Origin of the sequence: Streptococcus sp. 27098_8_66, assembly GCF_041431945.1 — a bacterium.
GTDB lineage: Bacteria > Bacillota > Bacilli > Lactobacillales > Streptococcaceae > Streptococcus > Streptococcus dentalis.
The window spans coordinates 42,242-67,923 of the sequence record NZ_JAPVYS010000011.1 but is presented as its reverse complement, the minus strand read 5'-3'; the positions used below and the strand labels follow the sequence as shown (position 1 = coordinate 67,923).

The 25,682-nt window shown below is 45.4% G+C and carries 26 protein-coding genes; 1 reads left to right on the top strand and 25 read right to left on the bottom strand.

Annotated features, from left to right (window positions below):
- From O3642_RS08340 to O3642_RS08300, 9 genes are all read right to left on the bottom strand, one after another.
- A complete protein-coding gene (locus O3642_RS08340; RefSeq protein ID WP_003002370.1) occupies positions 1 to 1,386 on the bottom strand; it encodes a V-type ATP synthase subunit B in 1,386 nt (461 codons plus the stop codon).
- Positions 1,373 to 3,163, bottom strand: coding sequence for a V-type ATP synthase subunit A (locus tag O3642_RS08335; protein ID WP_041826169.1), 1,791 nt, complete (start codon positions 3,161 to 3,163; stop codon positions 1,373 to 1,375). Before O3642_RS08335 ends, O3642_RS08340 begins: the two co-directional genes overlap by 14 nt.
- A 33-nt stretch (positions 3,164 to 3,196) precedes the next feature.
- Entirely contained in the window at positions 3,197 to 3,901 is a 705-nt protein-coding gene (locus tag O3642_RS08330) for a GNAT family N-acetyltransferase (RefSeq protein WP_371605775.1), read from the bottom strand.
- Positions 3,898 to 4,218 carry a V-type ATP synthase subunit F gene (locus O3642_RS08325; RefSeq protein ID WP_003009443.1) on the bottom strand — a complete coding sequence of 107 codons (321 nt, stop codon included), beginning with the start codon at positions 4,216 to 4,218 and terminating at the stop codon, positions 3,898 to 3,900. Before O3642_RS08325 ends, O3642_RS08330 begins: the two co-directional genes overlap by 4 nt.
- The gene (locus O3642_RS08320) at positions 4,199 to 5,218 is read right to left on the bottom strand and encodes a V-type ATPase subunit (protein WP_155127618.1); all 1,020 of its coding nucleotides are present in this window, start codon (positions 5,216 to 5,218) and stop codon (positions 4,199 to 4,201) included. Before O3642_RS08320 ends, O3642_RS08325 begins: the two co-directional genes overlap by 20 nt.
- A gap of 9 nt (positions 5,219 to 5,227) precedes the next feature.
- Positions 5,228 to 5,818, bottom strand: coding sequence for a hypothetical protein (locus tag O3642_RS08315; protein ID WP_371605774.1), 591 nt, complete (start codon positions 5,816 to 5,818; stop codon positions 5,228 to 5,230).
- Between the two features lie 70 nt (positions 5,819 to 5,888).
- Positions 5,889 to 6,368: a V-type ATP synthase subunit K gene (locus O3642_RS08310; protein ID WP_003009435.1), complete on the bottom strand. Its 480-nt coding sequence runs from the start codon at positions 6,366 to 6,368 to the stop codon at positions 5,889 to 5,891.
- A gap of 30 nt (positions 6,369 to 6,398) precedes the next feature.
- Positions 6,399 to 8,360 (bottom strand): V-type ATP synthase subunit I, encoded by a 1,962-nt coding sequence (locus O3642_RS08305; protein WP_371605773.1) that lies wholly within the window; start codon positions 8,358 to 8,360, stop codon positions 6,399 to 6,401.
- On the bottom strand, positions 8,350 to 8,673 hold the full coding sequence (locus O3642_RS08300; RefSeq protein ID WP_371605772.1) for a hypothetical protein: 324 nt from the start codon (positions 8,671 to 8,673) through the stop codon (positions 8,350 to 8,352). Before O3642_RS08300 ends, O3642_RS08305 begins: the two co-directional genes overlap by 11 nt.
- A 293-nt stretch (positions 8,674 to 8,966) precedes the next feature.
- On the opposite strand from O3642_RS08300, the gene O3642_RS08295 reads away from it, so the two are divergent.
- On the top strand, positions 8,967 to 9,806 hold the full coding sequence (locus tag O3642_RS08295; protein ID WP_371605771.1) for a MurR/RpiR family transcriptional regulator: 840 nt from the start codon (positions 8,967 to 8,969) through the stop codon (positions 9,804 to 9,806).
- Positions 9,807 to 9,903: 97 nt separating this feature from the next.
- Here the strand turns inward: O3642_RS08295 and O3642_RS08290 are convergent, their stop codons facing one another.
- The 16 genes from O3642_RS08290 to O3642_RS08215 form a co-directional block, all read right to left on the bottom strand.
- Positions 9,904 to 10,791, bottom strand: coding sequence for an ROK family protein (locus tag O3642_RS08290; protein WP_003014031.1), 888 nt, complete (start codon positions 10,789 to 10,791; stop codon positions 9,904 to 9,906).
- Positions 10,792 to 10,806: 15 nt separating this feature from the next.
- A complete protein-coding gene (locus tag O3642_RS08285) occupies positions 10,807 to 11,724 on the bottom strand; it encodes a dihydrodipicolinate synthase family protein (protein ID WP_371605770.1) in 918 nt (305 codons plus the stop codon).
- Positions 11,725 to 11,755: 31 nt separating this feature from the next.
- Positions 11,756 to 12,403 carry a YesL family protein gene (locus O3642_RS08280; RefSeq protein WP_004219519.1) on the bottom strand — a complete coding sequence of 216 codons (648 nt, stop codon included), beginning with the start codon at positions 12,401 to 12,403 and terminating at the stop codon, positions 11,756 to 11,758.
- Between the two features lie 21 nt (positions 12,404 to 12,424).
- Positions 12,425 to 12,877 carry a YhcH/YjgK/YiaL family protein gene (locus tag O3642_RS08275; RefSeq protein WP_247913812.1) on the bottom strand — a complete coding sequence of 151 codons (453 nt, stop codon included), beginning with the start codon at positions 12,875 to 12,877 and terminating at the stop codon, positions 12,425 to 12,427.
- Between the two features lie 74 nt (positions 12,878 to 12,951).
- Entirely contained in the window at positions 12,952 to 13,791 is an 840-nt protein-coding gene (locus tag O3642_RS08270; RefSeq protein ID WP_003002334.1) for a carbohydrate ABC transporter permease, read from the bottom strand.
- Positions 13,792 to 13,806: 15 nt separating this feature from the next.
- Positions 13,807 to 14,694, bottom strand: a complete 888-nt coding sequence (locus O3642_RS08265; protein WP_004219531.1) for a carbohydrate ABC transporter permease — start codon at positions 14,692 to 14,694, stop codon at positions 13,807 to 13,809.
- 203 nt (positions 14,695 to 14,897) lie between these two features.
- Positions 14,898 to 16,214, bottom strand: a complete 1,317-nt coding sequence (locus O3642_RS08260; protein WP_371605769.1) for an ABC transporter substrate-binding protein — start codon at positions 16,212 to 16,214, stop codon at positions 14,898 to 14,900.
- A 139-nt stretch (positions 16,215 to 16,353) separates the two neighbouring features.
- On the bottom strand, positions 16,354 to 17,052 hold the full coding sequence (locus O3642_RS08255) for an N-acetylmannosamine-6-phosphate 2-epimerase (RefSeq protein WP_313790601.1): 699 nt from the start codon (positions 17,050 to 17,052) through the stop codon (positions 16,354 to 16,356).
- Positions 17,053 to 17,221: 169 nt separating this feature from the next.
- Positions 17,222 to 17,608, bottom strand: a complete 387-nt coding sequence (locus O3642_RS08250) for an ABC transporter permease (RefSeq protein WP_313790600.1) — start codon at positions 17,606 to 17,608, stop codon at positions 17,222 to 17,224.
- Positions 17,609 to 17,766: 158 nt separating this feature from the next.
- Entirely contained in the window at positions 17,767 to 18,819 is a 1,053-nt protein-coding gene (locus O3642_RS08245) for a zinc-dependent alcohol dehydrogenase family protein (protein ID WP_003015314.1), read from the bottom strand.
- Positions 18,820 to 18,979: 160 nt separating this feature from the next.
- Positions 18,980 to 19,303 carry a hypothetical protein gene (locus O3642_RS08240; protein WP_003009394.1) on the bottom strand — a complete coding sequence of 108 codons (324 nt, stop codon included), beginning with the start codon at positions 19,301 to 19,303 and terminating at the stop codon, positions 18,980 to 18,982.
- Positions 19,303 to 19,608 (bottom strand): hypothetical protein, encoded by a 306-nt coding sequence (locus tag O3642_RS08235; RefSeq protein WP_003002376.1) that lies wholly within the window; start codon positions 19,606 to 19,608, stop codon positions 19,303 to 19,305. The genes O3642_RS08240 and O3642_RS08235 overlap by 1 nt, the downstream gene beginning before the upstream one ends.
- Positions 19,609 to 19,621: 13 nt before the next feature.
- The gene (locus tag O3642_RS08230) at positions 19,622 to 20,179 is read right to left on the bottom strand and encodes a hypothetical protein (protein WP_313790599.1); all 558 of its coding nucleotides are present in this window, start codon (positions 20,177 to 20,179) and stop codon (positions 19,622 to 19,624) included.
- Between the two features lie 251 nt (positions 20,180 to 20,430).
- Positions 20,431 to 23,082, bottom strand: a complete 2,652-nt coding sequence (gene adhE / locus O3642_RS08225; protein ID WP_070666661.1) for a bifunctional acetaldehyde-CoA/alcohol dehydrogenase — start codon at positions 23,080 to 23,082, stop codon at positions 20,431 to 20,433.
- 402 nt (positions 23,083 to 23,484) lie between these two features.
- Positions 23,485 to 25,287, bottom strand: coding sequence for an acyltransferase family protein (locus O3642_RS08220; RefSeq protein WP_371605768.1), 1,803 nt, complete (start codon positions 25,285 to 25,287; stop codon positions 23,485 to 23,487).
- Complete coding sequence (locus O3642_RS08215) at positions 25,277 to 25,681, bottom strand: hypothetical protein (protein ID WP_371605767.1); 405 nt, start codon at positions 25,679 to 25,681, stop codon at positions 25,277 to 25,279. Before O3642_RS08215 ends, O3642_RS08220 begins: the two co-directional genes overlap by 11 nt.
- Position 25,682 lies beyond the last annotated feature (1 nt).

Genomic DNA, 25,682 nt, shown 5'->3' with positions numbered 1-25,682 from the left:
CTAATCCTCTTTGTTTGGCAGATACTTGTCAATCATCTCATCCTTGATCCGTTTAAGCTCTGTTCGTGGAAGGATGGATAAGAGTTCCCAACCGAGATCCAAACTTTCCTCAATCGTACGATTAGTGGTGAAACCTTGATTGATGTATTCCTGCTCAAAGCGATCGGTAAATTTGACATAGAGCTTGTCCGTATCTGACAAGGCAGACTCCCCAAGTACTACAGCCAGTTCTTTGGCTTGTTTCCCTTGGGCGTAGGCCGCAAAGAGCTGGTTCATGGTCGCCGCATGGTCTTCCCGAGTCTTGCCTTCACCAGAACCCTTGTCCTTCAAACGAGAAAGGGATGGAAGAACATTGATCGGTGGGCGGTAACCACTATTGTAGAGATCGCGGGACAGAATAATCTGACCTTCGGTGATGTAGCCTGTCAAGTCAGGGATGGGGTGGGTGATGTCATCTTCTGGCATGGAGAGGATTGGAATCTGAGTCACAGATCCTTTCTTTCCAACCAAGCGTCCTGCACGTTCGTAGAGGGTTGAGAGGTTAGTATAGAGGTAACCTGGATAGCCCCGACGTCCTGGAACCTCCCGGCGGGCAGCGGATACTTCCCGAAGGGCTTCACAGTAGTTGGTCATATCCGTCATGATAACCAAGACGTGCATATCTTTTTCATAGGCCAAATATTCGGCGGCTGTCAAGGCGATCCGAGGAGTGGCAATCCGTTCGATAGCTGGGTCATTGGCTAGGTTGATGAAGAGGACAGAGCGGTCAATTGCACCTGTCTCCCGAAGGTCGTTCATAAAGAACTCGGCTTCTTCAAAGGTAATTCCCATAGCCGCAAAGACCACGGCGAAGTTTTCTTCAGAATTAAGGACCGTCGCTTGACGAGCAATCTGAGCCGCCAACTCCTTGTGAGGAAGACCAGAACCTGAGAATACTGGGAGTTTTTGGCCCCGAACCAAGGTATTCAAATGGTCAATGGCTGAGATCCCTGTCTGGATAAATTCATCCGGATAGTCCCGCGAAACAGGGTTAATAGCTTGTCCATCAATGTCCAAGTACTTCTCTGGGATAATCTCTGGACCGCCATCGATTGGCTTGCCCATCCCATTAAAGATGCGTCCGACCATGTCTTCAGACACAGGAAGTTCTAGGGGACGTCCGGTAAAGCGGACTTTGGCTTTTTCCAAGTTGATCCCGCTAGATCCTTCAAAGAGCTGGACCATAGCCTTGTCTTCTTGGACTTCGAGGACTTGTCCCTGACGGGTCGTTCCGTCATGAAGCTTGATTTCTACTAGTTCATTGTAGTGAACCCCTTCGACCTGATCGACAATCATCAAGGGACCAACAACTTCGCTGACAGTACGGTATTCTTTAATCACGCTCATTGTCTACTCCTCCTTTTGCGACGATTTGGTGTAGGGTTTCTACGATTTCTTCTTTCAGGGCTTGAATGGTTGCCAACTGATCCTCATGGATGAACTTGCTACGGGCAATGCGGTCTCGAAGAGCCACGGTCCCTTCCATGATTTCTGTGAAGTAAGCCCCTAATTCTAGTGCTTTTTGACTTTCTTGGTCAAAGGTCAAAATGTTGGTCAACAAGGCCACCTGCTTGCTGAAAGAGGTATAGGTATCGACCTCATCAAAGGCATTTTGTTGCAGGTAGTCTTCGCGGATCATCTTGGCCGCATTCATGGTCAAGCGGTCTTTTTCAGACAAGGAATCTAGACCAACCAAGCGGACGATTTCTTGCAATTCACTTTCCTTTTGAAGCAAGTTCATAGCGCGGGTCACTTTTTCAGACCAGCTGATTTGTTCATGTAGATCGATATAGCGACCGACTTCATCTTGGTAAAGCGAATAAGAACTCAACCAGTTGATGGCTGGGAAGTGACGACGTTGGGCCAATTGAGCATCTAGTCCCCAGAAGACCTTGACAATCCGCAAGGTATTTTGCGTTACCGGCTCTGAAATATCTCCACCCGGAGGAGAGACGGCACCGATGGCAGTAATCGAACCTTCACGCGCAGTGGTCCCGAGTGTCTTGACCCGACCTGCACGCTCGTAGTATTCGGCGATCCGGCTACCAAGATAGGCTGGGTAGCCTTCATCCCCTGGCATTTCTTCTAGACGACCAGACATTTCACGAAGAGCTTCTGCCCAACGAGAAGTAGAGTCCGCCATGATGGCAACGGAGTAGCCCATATCGCGGAAGTATTCGGCAATGGTAATCCCTGTGTAGATGGAAGCTTCCCGCGCCGCTACTGGCATGTTCGAAGTGTTGGCAATCAGAACGGTCCGTTGCATGATGGATTGACCGGTCGTTGGATCGATCAATTCTGGAAATTCATTCAGAACGTCCGTCATTTCATTTCCACGTTCCCCACAACCCACGTAAATTACGATGTCTACATTGGCAAACTTGGCCACCTGGTGTTGCACGACTGTTTTTCCAGCTCCGAAAGGACCCGGAACAGCTGCAGCTCCACCTTTAGTCACAGGGAAGAAGGTATCGATGACCCGTTGACCGGTGACCAAAGGCTCTACTGGAATCAGTTTTTGTGCAAAGGGACGGCCTCGACGAACTGGCCATTTTTGCATCAAAGTACCAGTAAAGAGACTGCCATCTGCCTGCTCGATCTCATAGACCGGCTCTTCCACCGTGTAAGAACCTGCTGCGATCTTAGTCACACGTCCACTCACACCAAAGGGTACCATGATGCGGTGTTCCACCATATTGGTCTCTTGAACAGTACCGACGATGTCTCCTGCAACCACCTCTGTCCCTTCAGTCACACTTGGTTCGAAGGCCCATTTGGTGTCCCGATCTAGATTCGGAACTTGCACCCCACGAACCAAAAAGTCACTGGCAGTAACTTCTTGGAAGCGTTCCAAGGGGCGTTGGATCCCGTCAAACATCTGAGAGATCAAACCTGGTCCCAATTCAACAGAAAGGGGAGCTCCGGTTGTGACCACTGGTTCTCCTGGACCGACTCCAGACGTTTCTTCATATACTTGGATAGAGGCTTCGTCCCGCCGCATCTCAATAATTTCGCCAATCAAACCAAGATCGCCGACCCGGCAAATGTCTTGAATATTGGCCTCCTGCATCCCTGATGCAACCACCAAGGGACCGGAAACTTTGATAATTTTTCCTTGAGTCATGTATTCCTCCTGGGAATCCTTTGTTTCTTTGTTTTACTTTTGTACTATCTCTCTTAGAGCTTGCTTTTGTTGGCCATTGGCATCGAAATTGCTTGGATCCAACCAGGCTTCGAAGCGCTGTTTGATTTCTGGCCACTCTTGGCCAATGATGGACAACCAGTCTGTATCACGGGTACGACCTTTATAAACAACAGCCTGACGGAAACAGCCTTCATAGGTGAACCCTAAGCGCTCAGCTGCTTTGCGAGATGCTTGGTTTAAGGCATCGCATTTCCACTCATAGCGGCGGTAGCCTAAATCTTCAAACACGTAACGCGCTAACAGATACTGGGCTTCCGTAGCCATGCGTGTTTTTTGGAGCGCTGGTGAGTAGGTCACTGCTCCAACTTCGATCACCCGGTTGGCTTGATCGATCCGCATGAGAGAGAAAGTCCCCAAAGCCTTGCCTGAATCTTTGTCTACAATCGCATAGTAAAAGCGACCTTGGGCTGTCATGAGATCATCTAATAAGTGGTCCCACTCCTCCTCATTACGGGCAGGGCCTTTGAACAGAAAGGTCCACATCGCTGCTGGGGAGTCCGGCCCGTAGACCTGATAAAGATCTGCTCCATGTTTTTCTTTTGAGAGGCGCTCGATCACGGTATAGCGACCTTCGATCCGCTCAATAGCTGGCAGACGCCCCGGTGTAAAATCCGGCAGTGCATCGCCAATCGCTTGGCCAAATTCATTTGTTCTCATAAAATATCCTGTCCCACTGCTTTTTCGACATTATCACGAATCCGCTGTTGGCCGAGTCCCGTAGTCCCTCTATGGGTCGGGATAAGAATCAGAGCCGGTGTCAGCTGCTGGTCGTAAAAAGCCACTGTATCTGGAATGGCCTGAGCAATATCCTCTGTCAGGTAGATAATCCCGAAGTTTTCCCGACTGAGTTTTCGCAAGGTATTGATCGCTTCTTGCGGCTCTGTGACCGGATAGGTTTGAAAGCCAATCAGGCGAAAAGGAAGGATGGCGTCCCGATTGCCCACAACGGCGATCTTATAGGTCTGTTTGTCCATAAATCGGTCTCATCCTTTCTTTGATGTCTGCTAGCGGAAAACCATTGTCCAAACCTGAGAGGACCAAACGAAGGTTGGTCACCTCTAACTCTTTTCCGTAAAGATAACGAACAAGAGGGAGTGGTCCATCGACTTCAAAACGGCCAGCATCTAGAAGACTGAATTTCACCAAACTCTCTAAATACTCCAACTCTACGGTCTTTAGTTGACCAGTGCGCATCTTTTCTTCATAAGTCTCTAAGGCGAGATCGTACTCCAGCGGATTGACTTGATAAAACCAGGTCAACCACTGACCGGATTCTAGCAGGTCGATCACCTGATGGGCACTGAGACTACCTTCATCTGAGAGTAATTGGTGCATAAAGCTATGCGGTTTTTGCTGATCCAAGGCCCGCTTAACTGTAATCGCATTGTAAAAGTCAATGGTCACGTCTACCAACTGCTTCAGAGTCGGATGATCTAGACTGTCGCCTAAGTATCTCAGGTGTTTAAAATAAGCTAAGTCCATCCCAATTTCGAGAACCCGCAAGTCCTGATAGTCTTGGAATTCTTGCCAGGTTGCAGCCACTTCTTCCGCCATAAAGGCTGGGCAATGCTCCGCAGAAAAGGTCGCCACCAAATGCTCGAGCACATCAAGAGAATAAGGACCGATAGGGATCAATAAGTGCCCCAACTTGCGCTCTGTCGCCTTGTGTTTTAGATAGACCTTGAGATTATGATAGGTGTATTTCAAGGTAAAAAGGCTAACCAAGTCTGACTGAGGGCTTACCTCAAAAGCCCATTGGTATTCTGCCAACAAGGCTGCCATCAGACGGGCTTCAAGGGCTGATAAATCCTTGATCTCGTGGCTGTCTAAAGCATAAGACGTCCCCTGCAACAAGCCTTCTCGACTCTCGCTGGAGGGACTTGCAAGCAACTGCTCGAACTGACTGGGACTGACAAAACTAGCCTCACGTACGCTGATTCCTGTATTGACTTGAGAATAGGTCCGTTCGCTCATTGCAACCTCCTAGTTCTCTTCATCTGTGAAAATGCTGGCTGCCATCTGGTAGCTTTCTTGCTCCCAAATGGAATCCACCAAATCACGGTAGAGATAGTTGTCATCAATCTTCCCAACCGACAGGATAAAGCCTGCTTGAGCTGGGATTGTTGCATCTGCAACCGTCACATTCTGATGCGTCTGCTTCAATCTCTCGAGAGCTGCTGAATCAAATTTAGCAGCGCTCACCGCCCCGAAGGTCAGGGTCACAACTTGTCCCTGATAGCGATCTAAGACCGCATCTACAAACTGCATTTCCCTTTCAAGGGGCCAAGCCACCATCGCTTCATAAGCATCTGCAAAGAGATCCTTTAAGACTCGTTGCTTGGTGACAAGGGTTGATTGGCGTTTTTTATTTTCGATTTGTTGGGTTTCACGTTGCAATTGACGTTGAATCCGCTTGAGCTGCTCGGAGCGTTGATTGAGTTTATCTTGGATCAAACGCTCTTCTTGCGCAGTCTCTTCTTTTAGGATGGTTTCCTTGGCCTCTTCTAAGAGTTTACGGCCTTTTTCGTGGGCTTGGGCCAAGATCGAATCCTTTAATTGGGTTTGTTCATCCATATCGTTTTTTCTCCTATTGCATGCGTCTTGTGTTTTTCGCCTCGCAAGGCGAATCCATCAAAGCTAGCTCTTAGCCGACGCGTAGGGTCAATAGGAAGGACACAACGAAGGCCAAGATGGCGTAGGTTTCAACCATGGCCGCAAGGATAACCCCTTTCATCATGTCTTCAGGGCGTTTGGCCAAGATTTGCATCCCTGCTGTCGCAACATTTCCTTGGTGTTTGGCTGAGAAATAACCAACGATCGCAACTGGAAGAGCTGTAAAGAAGTAAGCAACCCCTGTTTCAAGTGGCATATCTGGCTTAATTTGCAACCAGATCAAGATCCCGATAACGAAACCGTACAAACCTTGTGTACCTGGCAACAATTGCAAAATCAAGGCTTGGGCAAATTTTTCAGGTTGTTCTTTCAAGAGCGCTGCTGCTGCTTGACCCGTTTTACCAACCCCAAGGGCAGATCCCATTCCACTAAGTGCAACGGCAATCGCCACACCAAATGCTGCAAAGAAGGCGCCCCCATGGGCTGAAAAATATGATGCTAAAGATTCCATGAATTTACTCCTATTTATTAAAGATAATACTTATTTTTTTGTTTTAATATAGCGTTCAGAAGGTTTGAGAGGACGAAATGGCTTGCCTCCTCCTTCGTAGAACTTACCGAAGAACTCCACAAAGATCAAACGGGCTCCATGCACATATCCTGACAAGAAGGACAGGAACATATTAATGGCATGTAGGACGATAAAGAGCAGAAGCCCTACCGTAAACCGTCCAAGCGGTGGGAAGAGATTGACAATGAGGTTGAAGGCCGAACCGATACTGGCTCCAGACAAGCCCAAGGCCATCAAACGGGTGAAGCTGACCAAGTCTCCGACATAGCCACTGACATTGTAGAGGTTAAAGAGACCAGAGGCTAGACCGGATAGCTTCTTGGCACTGACAATGGAAACAATCAAGATCCCAATGGCATTCAAAATAGCCAGCCACTTGCCAATCGGAACTAGAAGGCTCATCCCTGGCAAGATATTGCCTACTGCTAGAAGCATTAAACCAAGTAAGATCAGGACCCAAGCAAAGCCCGCATTATAGGCTTCCGTGTAGTCTTTGAGGCGAACATTTTTCATTCCCCCTAGGAAGAGGCCCACTAAGACAGTGACAAAACCAAAGACTACTGACAGGATCAGGATGGTCATAGCGTTACTAGTCGTACTGATCAAGGCAAAAGGCATCTCAAATCCAAAGAAAGAGCCATAGACCACACCCCAAAGGGCAACTGAAATCCCGAGGAGACTGAAGAAACGAAGGTTCTTGGCTGTACCAGACTTGAGCTTAAAGGCTTTAAGGGCAAAGCCTGTCGCCACCGTTAGCAACAGTCCATAACCGATATCTGCGACCATCATGCCAAAGAAAACAAAGTAGAAGAGAGAAACGATCGGTGTCGGATCTTTCTCGTAATATTTAGGCAGGGCGTACATCTCTGTGACTAATTCAAAGGGCTCTACCAAGGCATTATTTCGCAACTGGATCGGAACGTCATCCCAATCTTTTTCCGTCACATCGCGTGTCTCTAGTAAGACCCGAGAACCAAAACCTTCTTGCAAGAAGTCTCGCAATGAGGCCACTTGGGAGGTTTCAATCCAACCCTCTAGAGCTACCAAGCTTTGCGTGCTGGCAAGAAACGACTTGGCTTCCTCACGAGCTCCCAAACTCAGCAAGTAATCCATCTGGTACTTGAGCTGGTCCAGCTCCTTCTGGGAGTTTTGCAACTCTGCTAGGGTTGCTGCAACTACAGCTTCTTGCTCTTTGATTTCCCCTTCTAGGCGATCCAAGTAGGCGGCCGGGACCTGCTCTTCTTCATAGTCCAATTCTTTGAACCCATGGTCTTCTAGAAGCTCCTGAACAGCTACACGATCTCCCGAGCGATACAAGATGACATAGCCGTGTTCGGTTTCAGACGTAAAGACTTCTTCTAGCTCCAGCTCAGGATGAGCTTTTAAGGAAGAACGAACAGCGTCTGTATCGCTATTTGGGATGGTCCCAATCAAGCCATGCACATAGTGAAAATTAGCGAGGGCAGCTGGCGTCACCTCTAACGGTCGCCATTTTTCTAAGCGCTCTATCTCTGCCTTTGCATCCGCAATCTTCTGACGAGCCTTGTCTAACACGCGCAATTGGCGTTTCAACTTGGTCAATAGAAGATCCTCATCTCGAATCATCCCGTGGGCCTGCAAGTCATCAAAAGACAAGCTTAAGGGTTCTTCCTTTAGAGCTTGCAGGGCCTTCTTCTCAGGCATGTAAGGCTCCAGAGTCTGAATCATTTTTTCAACTTGTTCTTGACGTTTTTGCAGCTCTACCAGGGCTTGACGATTGTCCTCTGTCAAGGGTTGAGACAAGGTATTTGCCTCAAAGGCAGCCTGCCACTCTTCCTGTTCACTTAGGTCATAAATCTGGATTTTTGCCTCAGACTGTAGCGCTAGTAGGAGACTGTCCAAGTCATCTTTGGGCAAGATGAGGGACAGTTTTTGCATCTGACTAACGGCCATAGCTTGCTACCACCTTTTCTACAATGGCTTCAACTAACCCAGTTCGCTTATCGGTCATCGCCTCTTGTACCCTGGCATCATTGCGCGCAACCGTTTCTTCCAGATCTTTCGTTAAACGGACGAGTCTTTCTTGGGCGTTTTTTTCTGCCTCTGTGACCAATTGCTTGGTTTCCTCATCGTAATGCTGTGCCACTGTTGCAAGGCGATCGCGCGAATCCGTTCGGATTTGTTCGACTTGAGCTTCATAGCCTACGACCACGCCCTGAGCAGCTTGCTCGATCTCTTGCATCATCTCGAGTGTTGCATTCGACATCGTCACACCTCCTTATTCAACTATTGTTCTTCCAACAACAGTACAATTATCTTAAATTATACCACAATTCATAGCGTTTGTTCAGGCCCAACCGGGAATTTTCAGAAAATTGTGGACAACCAACAAGCCCCTACTGTCAAGATTGGTAGCGTTCTCTTCTTTTCTTATATCCTGTTCCTAGTTTCAGTATTTCTTACTTGCTTTTACTTGAATAAAGCGGGTCCCCATGTTATAATGTGTAATATATTATAGGAGCATCCTGTTATTTCATCCTGTGAGAAAGGAGGATTGCTGTGAAACAAGATCAAGATTTACGCACCATTATCGCCAGCCATGAAGCTGAGTTAACGGATATGGAACGCGACATTGCCCAATATTTTTTATCATCCGAAGCACGACAGCACTCCCTGTCCTCTTCTCGTGTAACTGAGCTACTCCATGTCTCAAAGGCAGCTTTAACGCGTTTCTCTCAAAAATGTGGCTTCACTGGCTATCGGGAATTTGTCTATCACTTTAACGAAGAAACCAAAAATCAAAAACAGGTGCAAGAGCATGACGAACTCACTCTCAGTGTCTTGCAACGCTACCACCATGTCAGTAACGTCACTGAAAGCCTGGTAAAAGATTCCCAATTAGATCGGGTAGCTGAACTAATCGATCATGTAGACCGAGTCTATTTCTTCGGGATTGGTAGTTCCGGTTTAGTCGCCCGAGAAATGAAATTGCGCTTTATGCGACTGGGTGTCGTTTGTGAAGCCCTGACTGATCAAGATGGCTTTGCTTGGACGACCAGTATTCTCGATTCCTCTTGTTTAGTCATCGGTTTCTCATTGTCAGGAGGCACCAACTCCATTACAGACAGTCTCCTGGACGCCAAAGAAAAAGGGGCTAAAACGGTTCTTGTGACCGCTAACCCGGCTGCCATCCACCAAGGATTCACAGAAGTGTTACCGGCCGCACCTCTTCCTAGTAATACCTATATCGATCGAATCTCCGCTATTTTACCACTCCTCATTGTGGTCGATTTGATCTATGCTCATTTCCTTAATAAAAGCCGAGAACAAAAGGAAATTGTCTTTAATAGCTACTGGGAAAACAAAAAGCTTTCTGCTCAACGTTCTCGAAAATCTTAATATGGTCTCCCTATTTAAAAAGCATAAAAGATCAAGTTTTCTTCATCTTTCATGCTTTTTTTGATGAATCAAAAACAAGTCGCCAGCGCGACTTGTTTTATGTTCCATGTTTTTGTCTAAAGTGGTAGTAGGCCCCCAACATACCCGCAGCGTTTTGGTGGTGGGCAAATTCCAAACGGATCTTATCTGCTAGGCTAGGAACCAGTTCGGCACACAGCGTTTGATAGATTTTAGGTTTCAGGATCGCTTCCTGGGCCATAATCCCCCCTCCAAGAACGATGACCTCTGGATTGACCACATAGGCGATATTGGCCAGTCCTTTTCCAAGGTAGGTCACCATCCGATCAATTCCAGCCATACAAATTTTATCTCCTTCAGTTGCCTGCTTGAAGATACGGCGACCATTCCACTGTTCCACAGGATCACCATGATGTTCTGCCACATACTCGACTAAAGCCGTCGTTGAAGCTAGATCCTGAAAGGCACCGTCTGGCAAATGAAGATAGCCAACCTCACAGGCTGAATTGCTAAAGCCATGAAAGACCTGACCATCGAGCAAGAGGCAACCGCCGATCCCTGTCCCAATTGTCAAGCAAACAGCATTGTTCGATCCTTTTGCATGGCCTGTAGTGACTTCTGCGAGACCGGCACAGTTGACATCATTTTCAATCTCGCAAGGGATCTGAAAGGTCTCTTCGATTTCCTTTTTGAATTGGGTGCCTGCATAGTTGGGAATTTGTGGGCCAGCATAAAAGATTTCTCCCTTATCAGGATCTACCATTCCAGCCGAAGAAATCGCAACCCCTGCCAAAGGATGCTTCTTCAAATAACGGGCTACGATTTCCTTTGTTGTGCTAAGAATGTGAGGTCCTCCTTTTTGGGCCTCCGTTGGCATTTCATGGGTCTCCAGGAGTTGCCCTTTTGCATCGGCTAGACCATACTTGATACTGGTCCCTCCGATATCAATTACAACATATGGATTCATCTAGACCTCCTTTGATCAAAGGAATCTGGCTTTTGTGTCCTGAATGAGTTGAGCAGCACATTGAATCACTTCTTGATCCGCTTCTACTACTGGCGTCAAAGGGGAGCGAACAGATCCCAAGTCCAAACCTTCATTGATGCGCAAAACCGCTTTGATGACCGCATACATATTGCCATGAGCAGACGTCAAGACTCCGATAATGTCATTGATAGCAAACTGCAAGGCACGCGCAGTCTCCAAGTCTTTCTCAGCAATCAGCTGATTGAGCTTCAAGAAGAGTTCTGGCATCGCACCATAGGTACCACCGATCCCTGCATGCGCTCCCATGAGACGGCCACCTAAGAATTGTTCATCTGGGCCATTAAAGACAATGTGCCCGTCGCCTCCTAAAGAAGCAAAGGTTTGAATGTCCTGAACAGGCATCGAAGAATTCTTGACCCCAATCACCCGTGGGTTTTTCAACATTTCCTTGTAAAGGCTCGGTGTCAAAGCAACCCCTGCCAATTGCGGGATATTATAGATGACAAAGTCTGTATTGGGTGCGGCTGCACTGATTTCATTCCAGTAGTGGGCCACACTGTATTCTGGCAAGCGGAAATAGATCGGCGGAATGGCCGCAATGGCATCCACTCCTAGTTCTTCTGCATGTCGTGCCAATTCCACGCTATCCTTGGTGTTGTTGCAGGCTACGTGAGCAATGATGGTCAATTTCCCTTTAGCTACTGCCATCACTTCTTCTAGAATCAGCTTGCGATCGGCCACGCTCTGGTAAATACATTCGCCAGAGGATCCGTTGACATACAAGCCCTGCACACCTTTCGCGATAAAATATTCTACCAGCGCACGTACCCGCTCCGGGCTAATTTCTCCTTGGTCATCATAGCAGGCGTAAAAAGCGGGAATGACTCCTTCATATTTCTTTAAATCTGACATTTTTTCTCCTTTTGTCACTAATAAATTCAATTCATTCTCGGTACTGGGCGAAAATCTTTTCCATTAATCCAACTTGTGCAAAAGCCAAGCTTGAAAAGCCGAACAAGAAAAAGATCATGAGCCCCAATAGGAAAGCTAAAACTGAGCTTGCAAGAGCCATACATAGAAGCAAGAGAGCACTTCCCATGACAAAGAACCAAGGAAAATGTAAGCCTGTCACAATCATGGCTTTTTGCAAACACTCTTTCCAATCCAATTGGTAGCGGGCCGCAATCGGATAAGCAGCCAATAAGATCAACACAAGAAATAGAAAGAGGCCTAAACAAATGGTTTTCAAAGCTTGGAAAGCTAGGGAAGTTTGCCCCCAAAATAAGAATAAATCAAAGAGACAAATACCTGCAACAATCAGTTCTAAACTTCCTAGTTGCAAGCCTATTTTCCAATTGTCCCGAAAAGCCTTCGCATAACTACGAATCACCGGAACTCGACGCTGGTGCTTAATGGCAAATAAGGTCTGATACAAACTAATTTTCGCAATTCCAATCGTGAGAACTGGTAAACAACTTAGCACAAATAAAAGATTAACGGTTACCAAGTCGAGAACCTTCTCACTGATACGCATCACTACATTGTCCGTGTTAAAAACGGTTTTGATCAATCCTGCCCCCTTAGATGACATAGGCACTCCTTTCTAACGTGATTAATCGATCGCAATTTTAAATAGATATTTTTTCACGATATCTTCTTGCCCTGCATAGCCATTGGGTTGGTGAGGCTCCCCTGGAAAGAAAATCGCAAAATTATGATAGCCTAGATGAAGCGGATAAGACTCCTGGCAATGGACAAAACCGATGTCCGATGCTTCGTCAAATGCGAGCGCCTCACCTGTCACACGAGATCCATAACTCGAAAACTCATGCCCTTCTATCAATAAATGCAAATCGGCATATCTTTTGTGGTGTTCAAAGCGATCATTTTTTGCTTTGTTGAGGGTATTTTCTTGAACGACGAGGAAGACCTTATCCCCATCAATATCGTATCTCCCCAATTCAAAAGAATCCTTCCGATGCTCATAGAGAAAGTCAATGGCCTGATCCAGATTGGGGTGGATTCCTTTGTAAAAGGTGATGTTTTTTAAATCATCAAATATCATATTCTCATCCTTTCGATACGTCTCAGCCTAGCAAACCGATCTGTACACAACTATCGTTTGTCCAAGCAGACGGCTTATCCTTTGACCGCTCCCATGGTAATCCCTTGTGTGAAGGATTTTTGGAAGACCAGGAAGACCGTAACGATTGGCACTGCAGCTAGGGCTGCCCCAGCCATGATCAAGCCATAGTTGGTGGCCATTTCGGCCTGCATGGTCGCAACCCCTAGTGAAATGGTCAGATTTTGACGAGAAGTCAGCATTACCAATTGCATAAAGTAGTCGTTCCAGGTGTTGATAAAGGTAAAGATGGCAAGGGCTGCAAATCCCGGCTTGACAATTGGGAAGGCAACGCTCCAGAAAGTCCGCAACTCTCCACAACCATCGATCTTAGCAGACTCTAAGAGTTCTGTTGGGATGTTTTCACTAAATTGCTTCATCAAGAAGACCCCGAATGGCCATCCAACCAATGGTAGAATAACCGCTGCAAGGGTATCATGGATTCCCATAAAGTTAATAATCCGTACCAATGGAACTAAGACAACTTGTTTCGGAAGGGCCATAGCTGCAATGAAGATGGCAAAGAGAATTCGTTGCCCATAGAAGCGTTTCTTAGCCAAGACATAACCTGCCAAGGAAGAGGTCATACACACCAAAAGCATGGTTGCAAGGGAGATGAAGACACTATTCCACAACCATTGTAGGGCTGGGTTTTGTACCATCAACTGCTGGAAGTTTTCCATGGTTGGTGTCTTTGGCCACCATTGAGGTGGGATCATAATGGTGTCTGGCTGAGATTTAAAGGCCCCTGTCAAAATCCAATAAAATGGGAAAATGAACAAGACTGTTAAAAGGAGCAAAATGATCGTTGAAATCACTGTAAAGGCAGTGATGGGTTTCTTTTGTGTTGGTTTCATCTGAGGCTCCTTTCTTTAGTATTCTACGTCGTTTCCAAGGATCTTGAATTGCGCAAAACTGATAATGGCAATCATCACCGCAAGGAAGACACCCATGGTGTTGGCATAACCGTATTCAGAGAGTTTAAAGGCTTTTTCATAGAGGTAGTACATGAGGGTACTCGTTGAGTAGTTAGGACCTCCTGATGTCAACAATTGGATCAAGGCGAAACATTGGAAAGAGTTAATGGTCGTAATGATCGCAATGTACAAGGTTGTTGGCAATAGGCTTGGCCATTTGATTTTCCAGAAAACTTGCAGTTCTGTTGCACCATCCACACGCGCGGCTTCTACAAGTGAATTATCAATATTTCCCATAGCAGCGATGTAGAGGATGATCGGTTGACCAACTGAAGTGGTCAACAAAATAATGATGATGGCCATCAAAGCCCAGTGTTTGTCCCCCAACCAAGAAATGTTTTGGTTGATGACATGTCCAGATTTCAATACAAAGTTCAAAATCCCTGATAGTGGATCATAGATCCATTTCCACACAACCGTTACCGCTACACTCCCTGTAACAACTGGAAGGAAGAAAACGAAACGGTAGAAGGAACGCGCAATCGCATTTTGATGATAGGTCTGAGAAGCTACAAATAAGGAGAACAATACGACGATTGGAACGGATCCAATAACGATGATGACGGTATTGATCAAGGACTTCACAAAGACCTTATCCGCAAACATGCGGGAATAATTTTCTAAACCGACAAACTTAAAGGATGTCATAGAATAGTTGAAGAAACTTGTCACAAAGCCCATAATCATGGGTGCTAGGACAAAGACCGTAAAGAAGATTAAAATGGGTGCTAGGAATGCGTAGGAAACGAGTGTCTCCCTCATTCGGATTTTGTTTACCTTCACAGCAAGGCACCTCCTAGTGTTCTTTTTCTATTTTTTCCTTGATTCCTATGTGGAACGGATGGCACTGCCCCTTCCTACATATGATAATTAGGAGAGCGAAAACACGAAGGCCCCCTCTTTCAATCTACACATGGAGATAAGAAATCGAGGGGGCCTATGCTTTCTTATTTCTATGAAAGGATCATTTGAGTTTCATAGATGATCTATTTTTTCTTGATCGTTTCGTTTGCTTTTTCAGTAAAGGTCTTCAAAGCTGGTTCTGCTTTTTCATCCCCGTTTGAAACAGATTGCAACATTGGGAACCATAGGGTCCGCATTTCTGCAAAACCGTCGATCGTGTTGTAGTATGGTGAGTAGTATTTTGTCCATGTGCTGATGGTTTCCATCCGTTTGTCATCGTACAACTTACCAAATGAACTACGAACTGGGAAGGCACCTGTACGCACAACATCTTTTGGACCCCATTCTTTGTCGTCTGCGATGAACTGTACAAATTTCTTAGCAGCAGCAATTTTCTTTTCATCTTTATTATTGAAGACTGCAAATCCATTGACAAGGTATTCCAATTTTGGCTTACCTGAGTCAGATGGGAATGGCACTTCTACTACTTCGACCTTACTTGCATCCAACAATTTAGCTTGGATACCGTTTTGTGAAGGCGCCCACAAGATAGTGTAAGAAGTTTGACCATTCGCAAAGTTTTGGATGTCTGCTCCACCGTCGAATTGAGATCCGTTCATCATCAAACCGTCTTTAATCCATTTAGACGCCTTGTCCAAACCTTTGACGAATTTAGGATCATCTGTTGTATATTTAGTTACTTTTTCATCTGTAACAGAACCACCGTAAAGGTTGGCAATGAAGGCACGAGTTCCTTGGTCTCCACCTTGACCATTACTGAAGAGGGATCCTGGTGTGTAACCTTTATCTTTTAAGGCTTTCAAGACTTTTTCAAAATCATCAGTTGTCCAGCCTTCTTTGACAAGGTCTAGAACTCCTGCATCTTCCAACATCTTCTTGTTCATCGCCATGTAGAATGGTGCTGAACTGATTGGGTACATGTAGGCAGTGTCGCCAGCTTTACTAGCTTGGATGATATTGTCGTTGTTGACATCTTTTACAAAATCTTCTGTAAAGAGGTCGTTCAAGTCAGCCAATTTACCATTTTTACCGTATTGAATAATCCGGCCTGGAGCGTCAAAGAGCACATCTGGAGCAGTTCCTGCTTCAATAGCCGTTGTGATCTTTTCAGGGCCAGACTTGAAGTCGATGGTTTCTAGTTTAACTTTGATATCTGGATTGGCTTTTTCGAAGGCTTCGATAATAGTTTTTTCATAGGTTCCTACGCCATCATCAGCTTTCTCTTGAGTAAAGACTGGGAAGGCCCACCAAGTGATTTCTGTTTTACCTGAATTTCCACTAGAAGATTCTGTTTTTGAACCTCCGCCAGATCCACAAGCTGCGAGTGCTAGAAGAGCTGCACCAGCTACCAACGAGCACAATACTTTTTTCATTTTCATGTGATTTCTCCTCACAATTTACGGTAAGATTACTCTTACAGGGGGTTATCCTCAATGAGGACGCCTATTCTTGTTCATGTTTCAGATTCGACTACTCTCTATTCGGTCTCCTCCTCCTTCAATCTACTGTTTTGTTTACTCATTTTAAGGCTGCGACGAAGCGCTCTGTAATCTCTTTTGGTCGAGTAATGGCACCACCTACAACGATGCCGCGAACCCCGAGATCATGGATTTTCTTGGCTTGATCCGGATAGTGGATCTTGCCTTCTGCGATGACATCTACTCCTGCTTGGCAGAGACGATGAATCAGTTCAAAATCTGGACCATCAACCTTTGGACTGTAGTCCGTATAGCCCGAAAGGGTCGTTCCGACAAAGTCCACTCCCGCTTCGACAGCTGTCAATCCTTCTTCCAGAGTAGAGATATCAGCCATCAAGAGTTGGTCAGGATATTTCTCTTTGACTTGATGGATAAAGTCACTAATCGAAAGGCCATCATGACGCAGCCGTTTGGTACAATCAAGCGCAATGACTGCGATATCCAAAGCTGCCAGCTCATCGACTTCTTTCATAGTCGCCGTGATAAAGGGTTCTTCAGGTGGGTAATCACGTTTGATAATCCCAATGATCGGTAACTTGGTCACTTCCTTGATTTCCTTGATATCCCGGACACTATTGGCTCGGATTCCGACAGCTCCACCCTGCTCAGCCGCTTTTACTAAGAGAGGAATGACTCCTCCTGCTTCTGTATAGAGCGGTTCATGAGGGAGAGCTTGACAAGAAACAATGATGCCGTCTTTGATTTGTTCAATCAGTTCATCTTTTGTAATCTTTGACATAACTCCTACTCCTTTGATAATAAGGCAACTCGAGTACTTGTAAATTGATTATAATCTATTTTTAAAGCGCTTACAATATTAATCGTGCAATTGGATTATAGTTTCACATTTAGGGGAAAATAAAAAGATCTCTGAAACTAGTTTCAGAGATCTAGGACATGGTGATTCCCTAGGTCATCTTTTGAGTCGCTTTTTCCTTTACGACAAATACAAAGCCGATAGAGCCGACGACGGCTCCAAGCAAGATCCAATAGACCATATCCGATGAAGCCATTGGGCCTGCCAAGAGACCTGCTAGTAAAGAGAGATCGATATACAGTCGGGTATCGCGATAGAAGGTCCAATTGAAATGGTAGCTACCTTCTGGATACTGACGTGTCGATACAGCCGGTTGAAAGACCTGAAGAAGGATCAAAATCCCAACAAAAGCAAGATAAGCCAGGCTAACTACCGAAAGCGGAGCCCGCATCGTCAACGCCACAGCCGCTAAAAGCAAGACCAAGATCCAGAAATGGAAGTCCATCCAGAATTCACGATGATAACAAAACCGTTTCATAAGATCACACCTTTCTCTTTATGTAATCGTTTTCTGTACTTCTATTATAAGACAACAAATTTATTTTGCAAGGAATCATTGGCTTTTGGGGGTTGAAAATAGGACCAGAATATCTCTGGTCCGTCTAAAAAAACTATGAACAAATATTAGTTGCCACTTCATTCACTGATATCATTTTCGATAATCACCTTGAGAGCATGGTTTTCACCCGCATGTTTAAAGACATCATAGGCTTTTTCAACTTCTGAGAGTTTGAAGTGGTGGGTGATGAGCTTAGTCGCATCGATCTTGCCTGATTTCAAGACATTGAGTAACATTTCAGTAGTATTGGCATTGACAAGACCGGTGTTGAGGGTAATGTTCTTGATCCACAAATCATCCAAATTGAAGCTAACCGGTTTTCCGTGGACACCGACATTAGCGATGTGTCCACCGACAGAGATGACGTTTTGGCAGACATCAAAGGTAGCAGGATAGCCCACACATTCCATGGAGATATCGACACCACGACCTTCGGTCACTTCATTGATAAAGGCCTTGATTTCAGCGATATCGCTGGAGCAGATGGTGTGAGTTGCTCCAAATTTCTTAGCCGCTTCAAGACGAGATTCAGACAAGTCCACCATGATAATCGTAGCTGGTGAGAAGAACTGCACAGTCAAGAGAGCTGCAAGACCGATCGGACCAGCTCCAACGATACAGACATTGTCCCCAGGTTTTACATGAGATGGGAGGACCCCGATTTCATAAGAGGTTGGGAGAATATCTGAGAGCATGACCAAGGCTTCGTCATCCACAGTTTCAGGCGCATGATAAAGACTACCATCCGCATGTGGAATGTGGACATACTCTGCTTGGGTTCCGTTGATCAAGTGACCCAAAATCCAACCACCATCTTCACAGTGAGAAGGCAAACTACGTTTACAGTAGTAGCAGGTATTACAAGCTGTGACACAAGAGATGATGACCTTGTCGCCTACCTTGAAGTTATTCACTGCATCGCCGACTTCTTCGACGATCCCGATTCCTTCGTGGCCTAAAATCGTGCCTTCTTTACAAGCTGGCACATCTCCTCCTAGGATGTGAAGGTCTGTCCCACAGATGGTTGTCTTCAAGACACGCACAATGGCATCCGTTGGATTTTTGATCACTGGTTTTGGTTGATCCAGCAGTTGCAGATTGCCTGCAGATACATAAGTTGCAGCTTTCATAAGCGACTCCTTTTTTGTTGGTTTGATAAAACCATTTTATTTTCGTTTCTTTGTGAATATTATAACATACTAAGTAAGCGCTTGCAAGAATTTATGAGCACATTTTTAAAAGTTTTTGAGCAAACAAAAACATTCCTCTTATCTCTACCAGAGGAATGTTTCAATCACCTTGTTCTAATTGTTGGCGCTGCTTGTAGTACTCTTGCTGCTCGCGCTCACGCTCTTCTTCTAAACGCTCTTCATAGCGCTTGAGTTCTGCCTCAAACTCTTCTTGCAAGGCAAATAAACGCTCCAAGCCACTTTGGGCCTCCGCACTTGGCGCTTGAAAATGAAGGGCACTTAGCCAGTCCACTAAATTTTCTGTATGTTGGCGGACATCCATACGCATATCCGCATAATCCCACTCCAACTCGCTAAGTTTCTGGTTGAAGCGGTAATGTCGATCTTCTAGTTGTTCTAATTCACTATTTCCTGAATGGTACATCACATACCTCCTTTAATCGGACTCAATAAAATCGGCTTCTTCACTGATTTCAGTGCTGTTTCTACCGCGTCCGCTGCTCCTCCTGTAAATCCATCTTTCAAATCACTAACGAGGGTCGTTGTAGCAAAAGAGCGCATCTTTTCGGATTGACCGCCCAAGGTTACCTGCAAACTCATCCCTTCCAACATCATCAAGGCTTTTTGCGTTGCAATCAAACTTCTGATCGCAATCCGCTCTTGCTCCTTTTTAATCTCTCGATGGAGCTCCTCAATTCGTTCTCTGTCCTCTCCCAGGATCTCTAACATCTTTTTCTCCTACTTATGAAAAATCAAAGGCCGTCGCTTGTCCCTTGTCCAAGTCCACCAATTGAGCTGAAGCAGCCTCCAGCTGACCTGCCAAATCTGACAAGCGAGTAGAGTAGGCCTTTGCTTGGGCGAGGTTCTCCGCCTCTACCGCTTGGTCCCAACAAGTATCCATGGAGAACTCTCCTAATAGTTGCTCCACTTCTGCATCTGTTAAAAATTGGGCCATGCTGTGGGCCATTTGTGACACCTCAGCGACCTTATGAGAAACCGTCTCCTTGGCCTCTTCCAGCTTATCCTTGACCTCTGCCTCAAAGGCAGTTGCTTGCGCTGAAGCATTCTGCGCTACCGCCAGCACCAATTCCTCGCGCAATTGAATGGTCTGGGTCCCAGACGTGCTCGCTAGTTGCTGATGGAGGCTAGAAATGCTTGGCTTTTCCTGCCCATACATGGAGACCACTGAAGCAGATGATGGCTGATTTTCTGAAGTGGAAGTTTCCCGATCTCGTTGGGGCATTTCAATAATTTTCTGTGCCTGATCTTGTCTTCCTTGCACGTCACCTTCTAACTCCATTTGAGATGGCCTCCTTTCTTGGATTTATTTTTTCGTTTCCTATAACTGAAAAAGGATCATAACCCTTCAGCTACAGGCAGATTCACACACTATAGGGTAACATAAAATAGCTCGGAATGCTATAAAAATAACACAATTTCTGAAAAAAAGTCTAATTTTTTATGAAAAAACGAGTTTTGGACCAAAATAGCAAAAATCCCCCGCTCTTTCGAGTGGGGGTAGCTGATAAACATCAGTTGTTCCTTGGCGTCTTATTTACGACGTCCTGGACGTTCCTTGTAACCATAGTAAGCATCTTCGATGATTTCTTGCATATGGTCTACCATTGGAAGACGTGGGTTAGCTGGTGAACATTGATCTTCATAAGCAAGGAAGGCCAATTCACGAGAATGTTTCTTCCATTCTTTTTCATCGATGCCTTGTGCTTTGAAGTTCATTTCGATACCACAGCGTTCACCGAGTTCGTATACAGCTTTTGCGTAAGCTTCAACGGCTTCTTCTGGAGTAGAGCATGGAAGTCCTAGCATACGAGCGATATCTTGGTATTTTTCATCTGCACGGTAGTAGTTGTACTTAGGCCATGTAGCTGTCTTGGCTGGGCGTGTACCGTTGTAGCGGATAACGTATGGAAGCAAGATGGCATTGGTCCGTCCGTGGATGGTGTGGAATTGCGCACCGATCTTGTGGGCCATTGAGTGAGAAATACCGAGGAAGGCATTGGCGAAGGCCATACCTGCGATGGTTGACGCATTGTGCATCTTTTCGCGTGAATGGAAGTCCGCATTCTTGACTGAGCTTTCCAAGTTTTCAAAGACAAGTTTAATAGCTTGAAGAGCAAGACCATCTGTGAAATCGCTAGCCATTTGTGATACGTAAGCTTCTGTCGCGTGCGTCAAGACGTCCATACCAGTGTCTGCTGCAACAGATCCTGGAACTGTCAATACCAAGGCAGGGTCTACGATGGCAACTGTTGGAGTCAATGAGTAGTCTGCGATTGGGTATTTACGATTGTTGGCTTTATCAGAGATAACGGCAAATGGAGTTACTTCAGATCCTGTACCAGATGTTGTTGGGATCGCAATAAATTTAGTCTTCTTACCAAGCAATGGGAACTTGAAGGCACGTTTACGGATATCCATGAATTTTTGTACCAAGTCACGGAAGTCCACTTCTGGTTGTTCGTAGAAGAGCCACATTACTTTGGCCGCATCCATTGGTGATCCACCACCGAGAGCAATGATCGTATCTGGTTTGAAGGCACGCATGATCTCTGTACCACGTTCAACAGTTGTGATATCTGGATCTGGTTCTACGTCTGCAAAGATTTGGTAAACCACCTTGTTGCGACGAAGGTCAAGCTGTTCGATGATACGATCAAGGAAACCAAGCTCTACCATAGCGTGGTCTGTAACGATCATGACACGTTCAACGTCACGACATTTTTGTAGGTATTCAATTGAATCACGTTCAAAGTATGTTTTTGAAGGAAGTTTCATCCATTGCATGTTATTTCTCCGGCGTCCGACTTTTTTGATATTCAAGAGGTTGATGGCACTAACGTTGTCCCCAACAGAGTTGCGTCCGTAAGAACCACATCCAAGTGTCAATGATGGCAAGAAGGCATTGTAAACATCCCCGATACCACCGAAAGTCGAAGGAGAGTTGCAGATCACACGAATAGCTTTGACCGCTTTACCAAATTCTTTGGTCAATTCTTCATCAGCAGTATGGATGGCTGCTGAGTGACCAAGACCGTTGAATTCAACCATTTGGCGAGCTTTGTTAATTCCGTCTTCACGGCTTTCAGATTTCAAAACAGCGATGACTGGTGACAATTTTTCACGAGTCAACGGTTCTTTTTCACCAACTTCTTTACATTCTGCCGCAAGGATATTGGTTCCTTCTGGTACAGTGAAGCCAGCTTGTTCAGCGATCCATGCTGCTGGTTTCCCAACGATGTCCGCATTCAATTTCGCACCCGCGCAGTTCTTGCTGTTGGCTTTTACGCCGAAGCAGAACTCTTCAAGAAGGGCTTTTTCTTTTTTGTTAACAAAGTAAGTGTGGTAAGATTTGAATTCTTCAACAAACTCATCGTAGATTTCTTTATCGATGATGACCGCTTGTTCAGACGCACAGACCATACCGTTGTCAAATGATTTAGACATGACGATATCGTGTGCTGCTTGGCGGATGTTGGCTGATTTTTCAACGTAAGCAGGCACGTTTCCGGCACCAACCCCAAGAGCTGGTTTTCCACAAGAATAAGCAGCTTTCACCATGGCGTTACCACCGGTCGCAAGGATCGTAGCAACTCCTTCATGGTTCATAAGGGCACTGGTTGCTTCCATAGAAGGTTGCGTGATCCATTGCACACAGTTTTCAGGAGCTCCTGCTTTAATCGCTGCATCGCGGACGATTTGTGCCGCATGAGCAGATGATTCTTGAGCGGATGGGTGGAAGGCAAAGACGATAGGGTTCCGTGTCTTCAAGGAAATCAATGCTTTAAAGATTGCTGTTGAAGTTGGGTTGGTTGTAGGAGTGATCCCGCAGACAACTCCGACAGGCTCAGCAATAAGGGTCAAACCAGTGACGTCATCTTCTGAAATGACACCAACTGTCTTGGTGTGACGCATGTTGTTCACAACGTGTTCACAAGCGAATAAGTTCTTCGTCGCCTTGTCTTCAAAGACCCCACGACCAGTTTCTTCATATGCATGAAGAGCGAGCTCACCGTGTGCGTCAAGAGCAGCTACAGATGCTTTCGCTACAATGTAGTCGACTTGCTCCTGGTTCAATTTGCGCATTTCTTCAAGCGCCACTAGCGCTTTTTGCACCAACTCGTCTACGTGTTTTTCAGCAGCGAGTTTCTTTTCTTCAGGTGAGAGAGTTTTTTTATCAGCCATTTGATGCTTTCCTCCAATGTTTGAAACCCTTATCCTTTTCTAGAACTTTTTCATGCTTTCGGAAATTTTCAAGAATAGTGTAAGAAATTTCGATTTGTTAATTATTTCACAATATAATTGTACTCTATTTTGAGATTTTTGTAAACACTTCCAAGCAACTTTCACAAAGAATTTTTTGAAGTTTGTGAAAGTTTTATCAATTCTATTGCTGCGAAAGCAATTATCTAGCAAAATTGTGAAAAAATAATTAAAAAAATTTTTTCTTCACAAAGAGATGTTTTCAATCGATTTTTGTAAGCGTTTTCTTAATCTTACTAAAAAAAGCAGCTTTTTACAAGTAAAAAGTTGCTTTTTGTTTTATTTTGTTAGAATTTGTTTTGTTTCAGTTTCAGAGAAGCGTTTTTACTTCTTGACTGGACCTTTTTCGGCCTTGTCAAGAGCTTCTTTGACGGTTTGAGCATAGAGTTCTCCACCATTGGTTTCCATATTGAAGTGAACAGAGTCTGTTCCCACCCAAATATTTGGATTTTCAATTGCTACTTGGTACCAGTCCGCAATGGTGATAAAGTCGTATTTCTTGGCTAGTTCCAACTCATAAAGACGCGTTTGAACCGATTCACTGGACTGATCGTTGGCATATCGACCATCATATGGAGTCACAAGGATCAAGCGGCGGCCTTTTGGAAGTTTTTCAACATACTGATCCAGCAACTCTTTGTAGTTGCTCACGGTATTGGTTCCTAGGGCAATGACCACATTTTTTAGGAGAACTTTATTGGAGATATCGGTCTCGAAGACCTTCATTCCATTTTCCAACTGACGGCTCACCACCGCATCGATCTGGATACCAGGGATCGCTTTAGTCAAGTAGTCCTGCGCTCGCAAGTTAACGGAATCACCGATCATGGTCACACCATTTGAGACATTATAGTCTGTTGCAGTAGCATTTTCCACCTGCGTCCGTGTGACTTGCATTTTGCTATCTGCTTGATTGAGGCCACTCACTACCAAACTCTCATCAAAAGCTCCGACGGTTGGTGCAAAGGCAGAGATCCCGATCATCAAGAGAGCCAGAGGAATCATGAGGTAAAAGATTGGCTTGGTCAAAAAGCTGAGATCCATCTTCATGCCAAAGACACGAGGCTCCTTGCCTGCAATGGTTGGCTCCAAAATATAGAAGGAGAGAGCCGTTAAAATCAAGGAAACAATCGTCGTCACAAATGCTGCCATCACATTTCCCAAATGTTGAGAGAAGATGATAAAGAAAGGCCAGTGGAAAAGGTAAACGCCATAACTGGTATCCGCAAGAAAATTGAGGATGACCGGCTCTTTTTTATTCGGAGTCTTCTCATGGAGAATGCGGGCCGAAAGTATCATGGCACCAGCTGCGATTGTCGCCGCTAGAAAGCCGAATAGATAGGTCCACAAGCTATCAAATGGTAAGAAAAGGCTGAGTACAAACAAGAAGGCAAAGCTTCCCCCCAAGACCGATAATGTCTTTTTCATGCTCCACGACTGCACCAGCTTTGTAAAGTTCGGGCTGACATCAGCAATCCCTGTCACCGTTGCTAGACACGATCCCGCAAAGAAGGGGAAGATGTGAGTGAAACTAGAGAAATAGATGGTAGAGAAATTAGCTGTCAGAAAGGCGCGGATGAACATAGACAAGAAGGTAAAGAGAAAGAGCCCGCTGGATGCGAAAAAGAGCATACCTCGGTATTGTCCAACCGTCTTAGCCCACTTAGCTAAGAACCACGCCAAAAGTGCCCAGAGCACATAATAATGCACTTCTAGGGCCAAGCTCCACGTATGAAGGAAGAGATGCGGAATGAAGTTACTTTCGTAACTACCACCCGTTGCCATCTCAAAGAAATTAGTCACAAAACCAAAGACCGCCGCAATCTGAGTCCCAATACCAGCCATATAGTCACGTTGGACCATAAAGGTAAAGGGCATCACGATCAAAACCATAAAGACAAGTGGCGGTACAATCCTATAAAAACGTCGCTTTAAGAAAGCCAGGTAGTCGATTCCTTGCTTACGCGCAAATTCATCAATCAAGAGCGCTGTAATCAAGAATCCTGAGAAGGTGAAGAAAATATCTACTCCAATGAAGCCTCCAGGAAAGGACTTCTGGAAGAAATGGTAGAGCAATACCAATAAAAGTCCTGTGACGCGGACGAGTGAAAACCATTTAATGCGCATTTTGATAAATCCCCTGCTTGAATGTTCCTTTGTATATGACGTTAGCTTCTGTCGTTAAGGTTCCTTTGCCCTCCGGCTGACCATTGACAAACTGTCCTTCATAGGTCCAACCAGCCTTGGACTTAAACTTACCATAACCACTAAAGGAGCCATTGACGAGGTTGCCTGTATAGGTGTCGCCGTTTTTAAAGGTGACGGTTCCCTTGCCATTCATCTTGCCACGGACTAAACTTCCGTCGTAACGGATCGCCCCCTTGTCCAAGGTCAAGACACCCTGGCCTGGAATGGCCGAAAAGAAAACCATCAAAGCAGATAAGACAATCACTACCAAAGCTACTATTTCTAAATTTTTTCGTGTCAGATAGACCTTATAGGTCTCATAAAATTCTTTCATA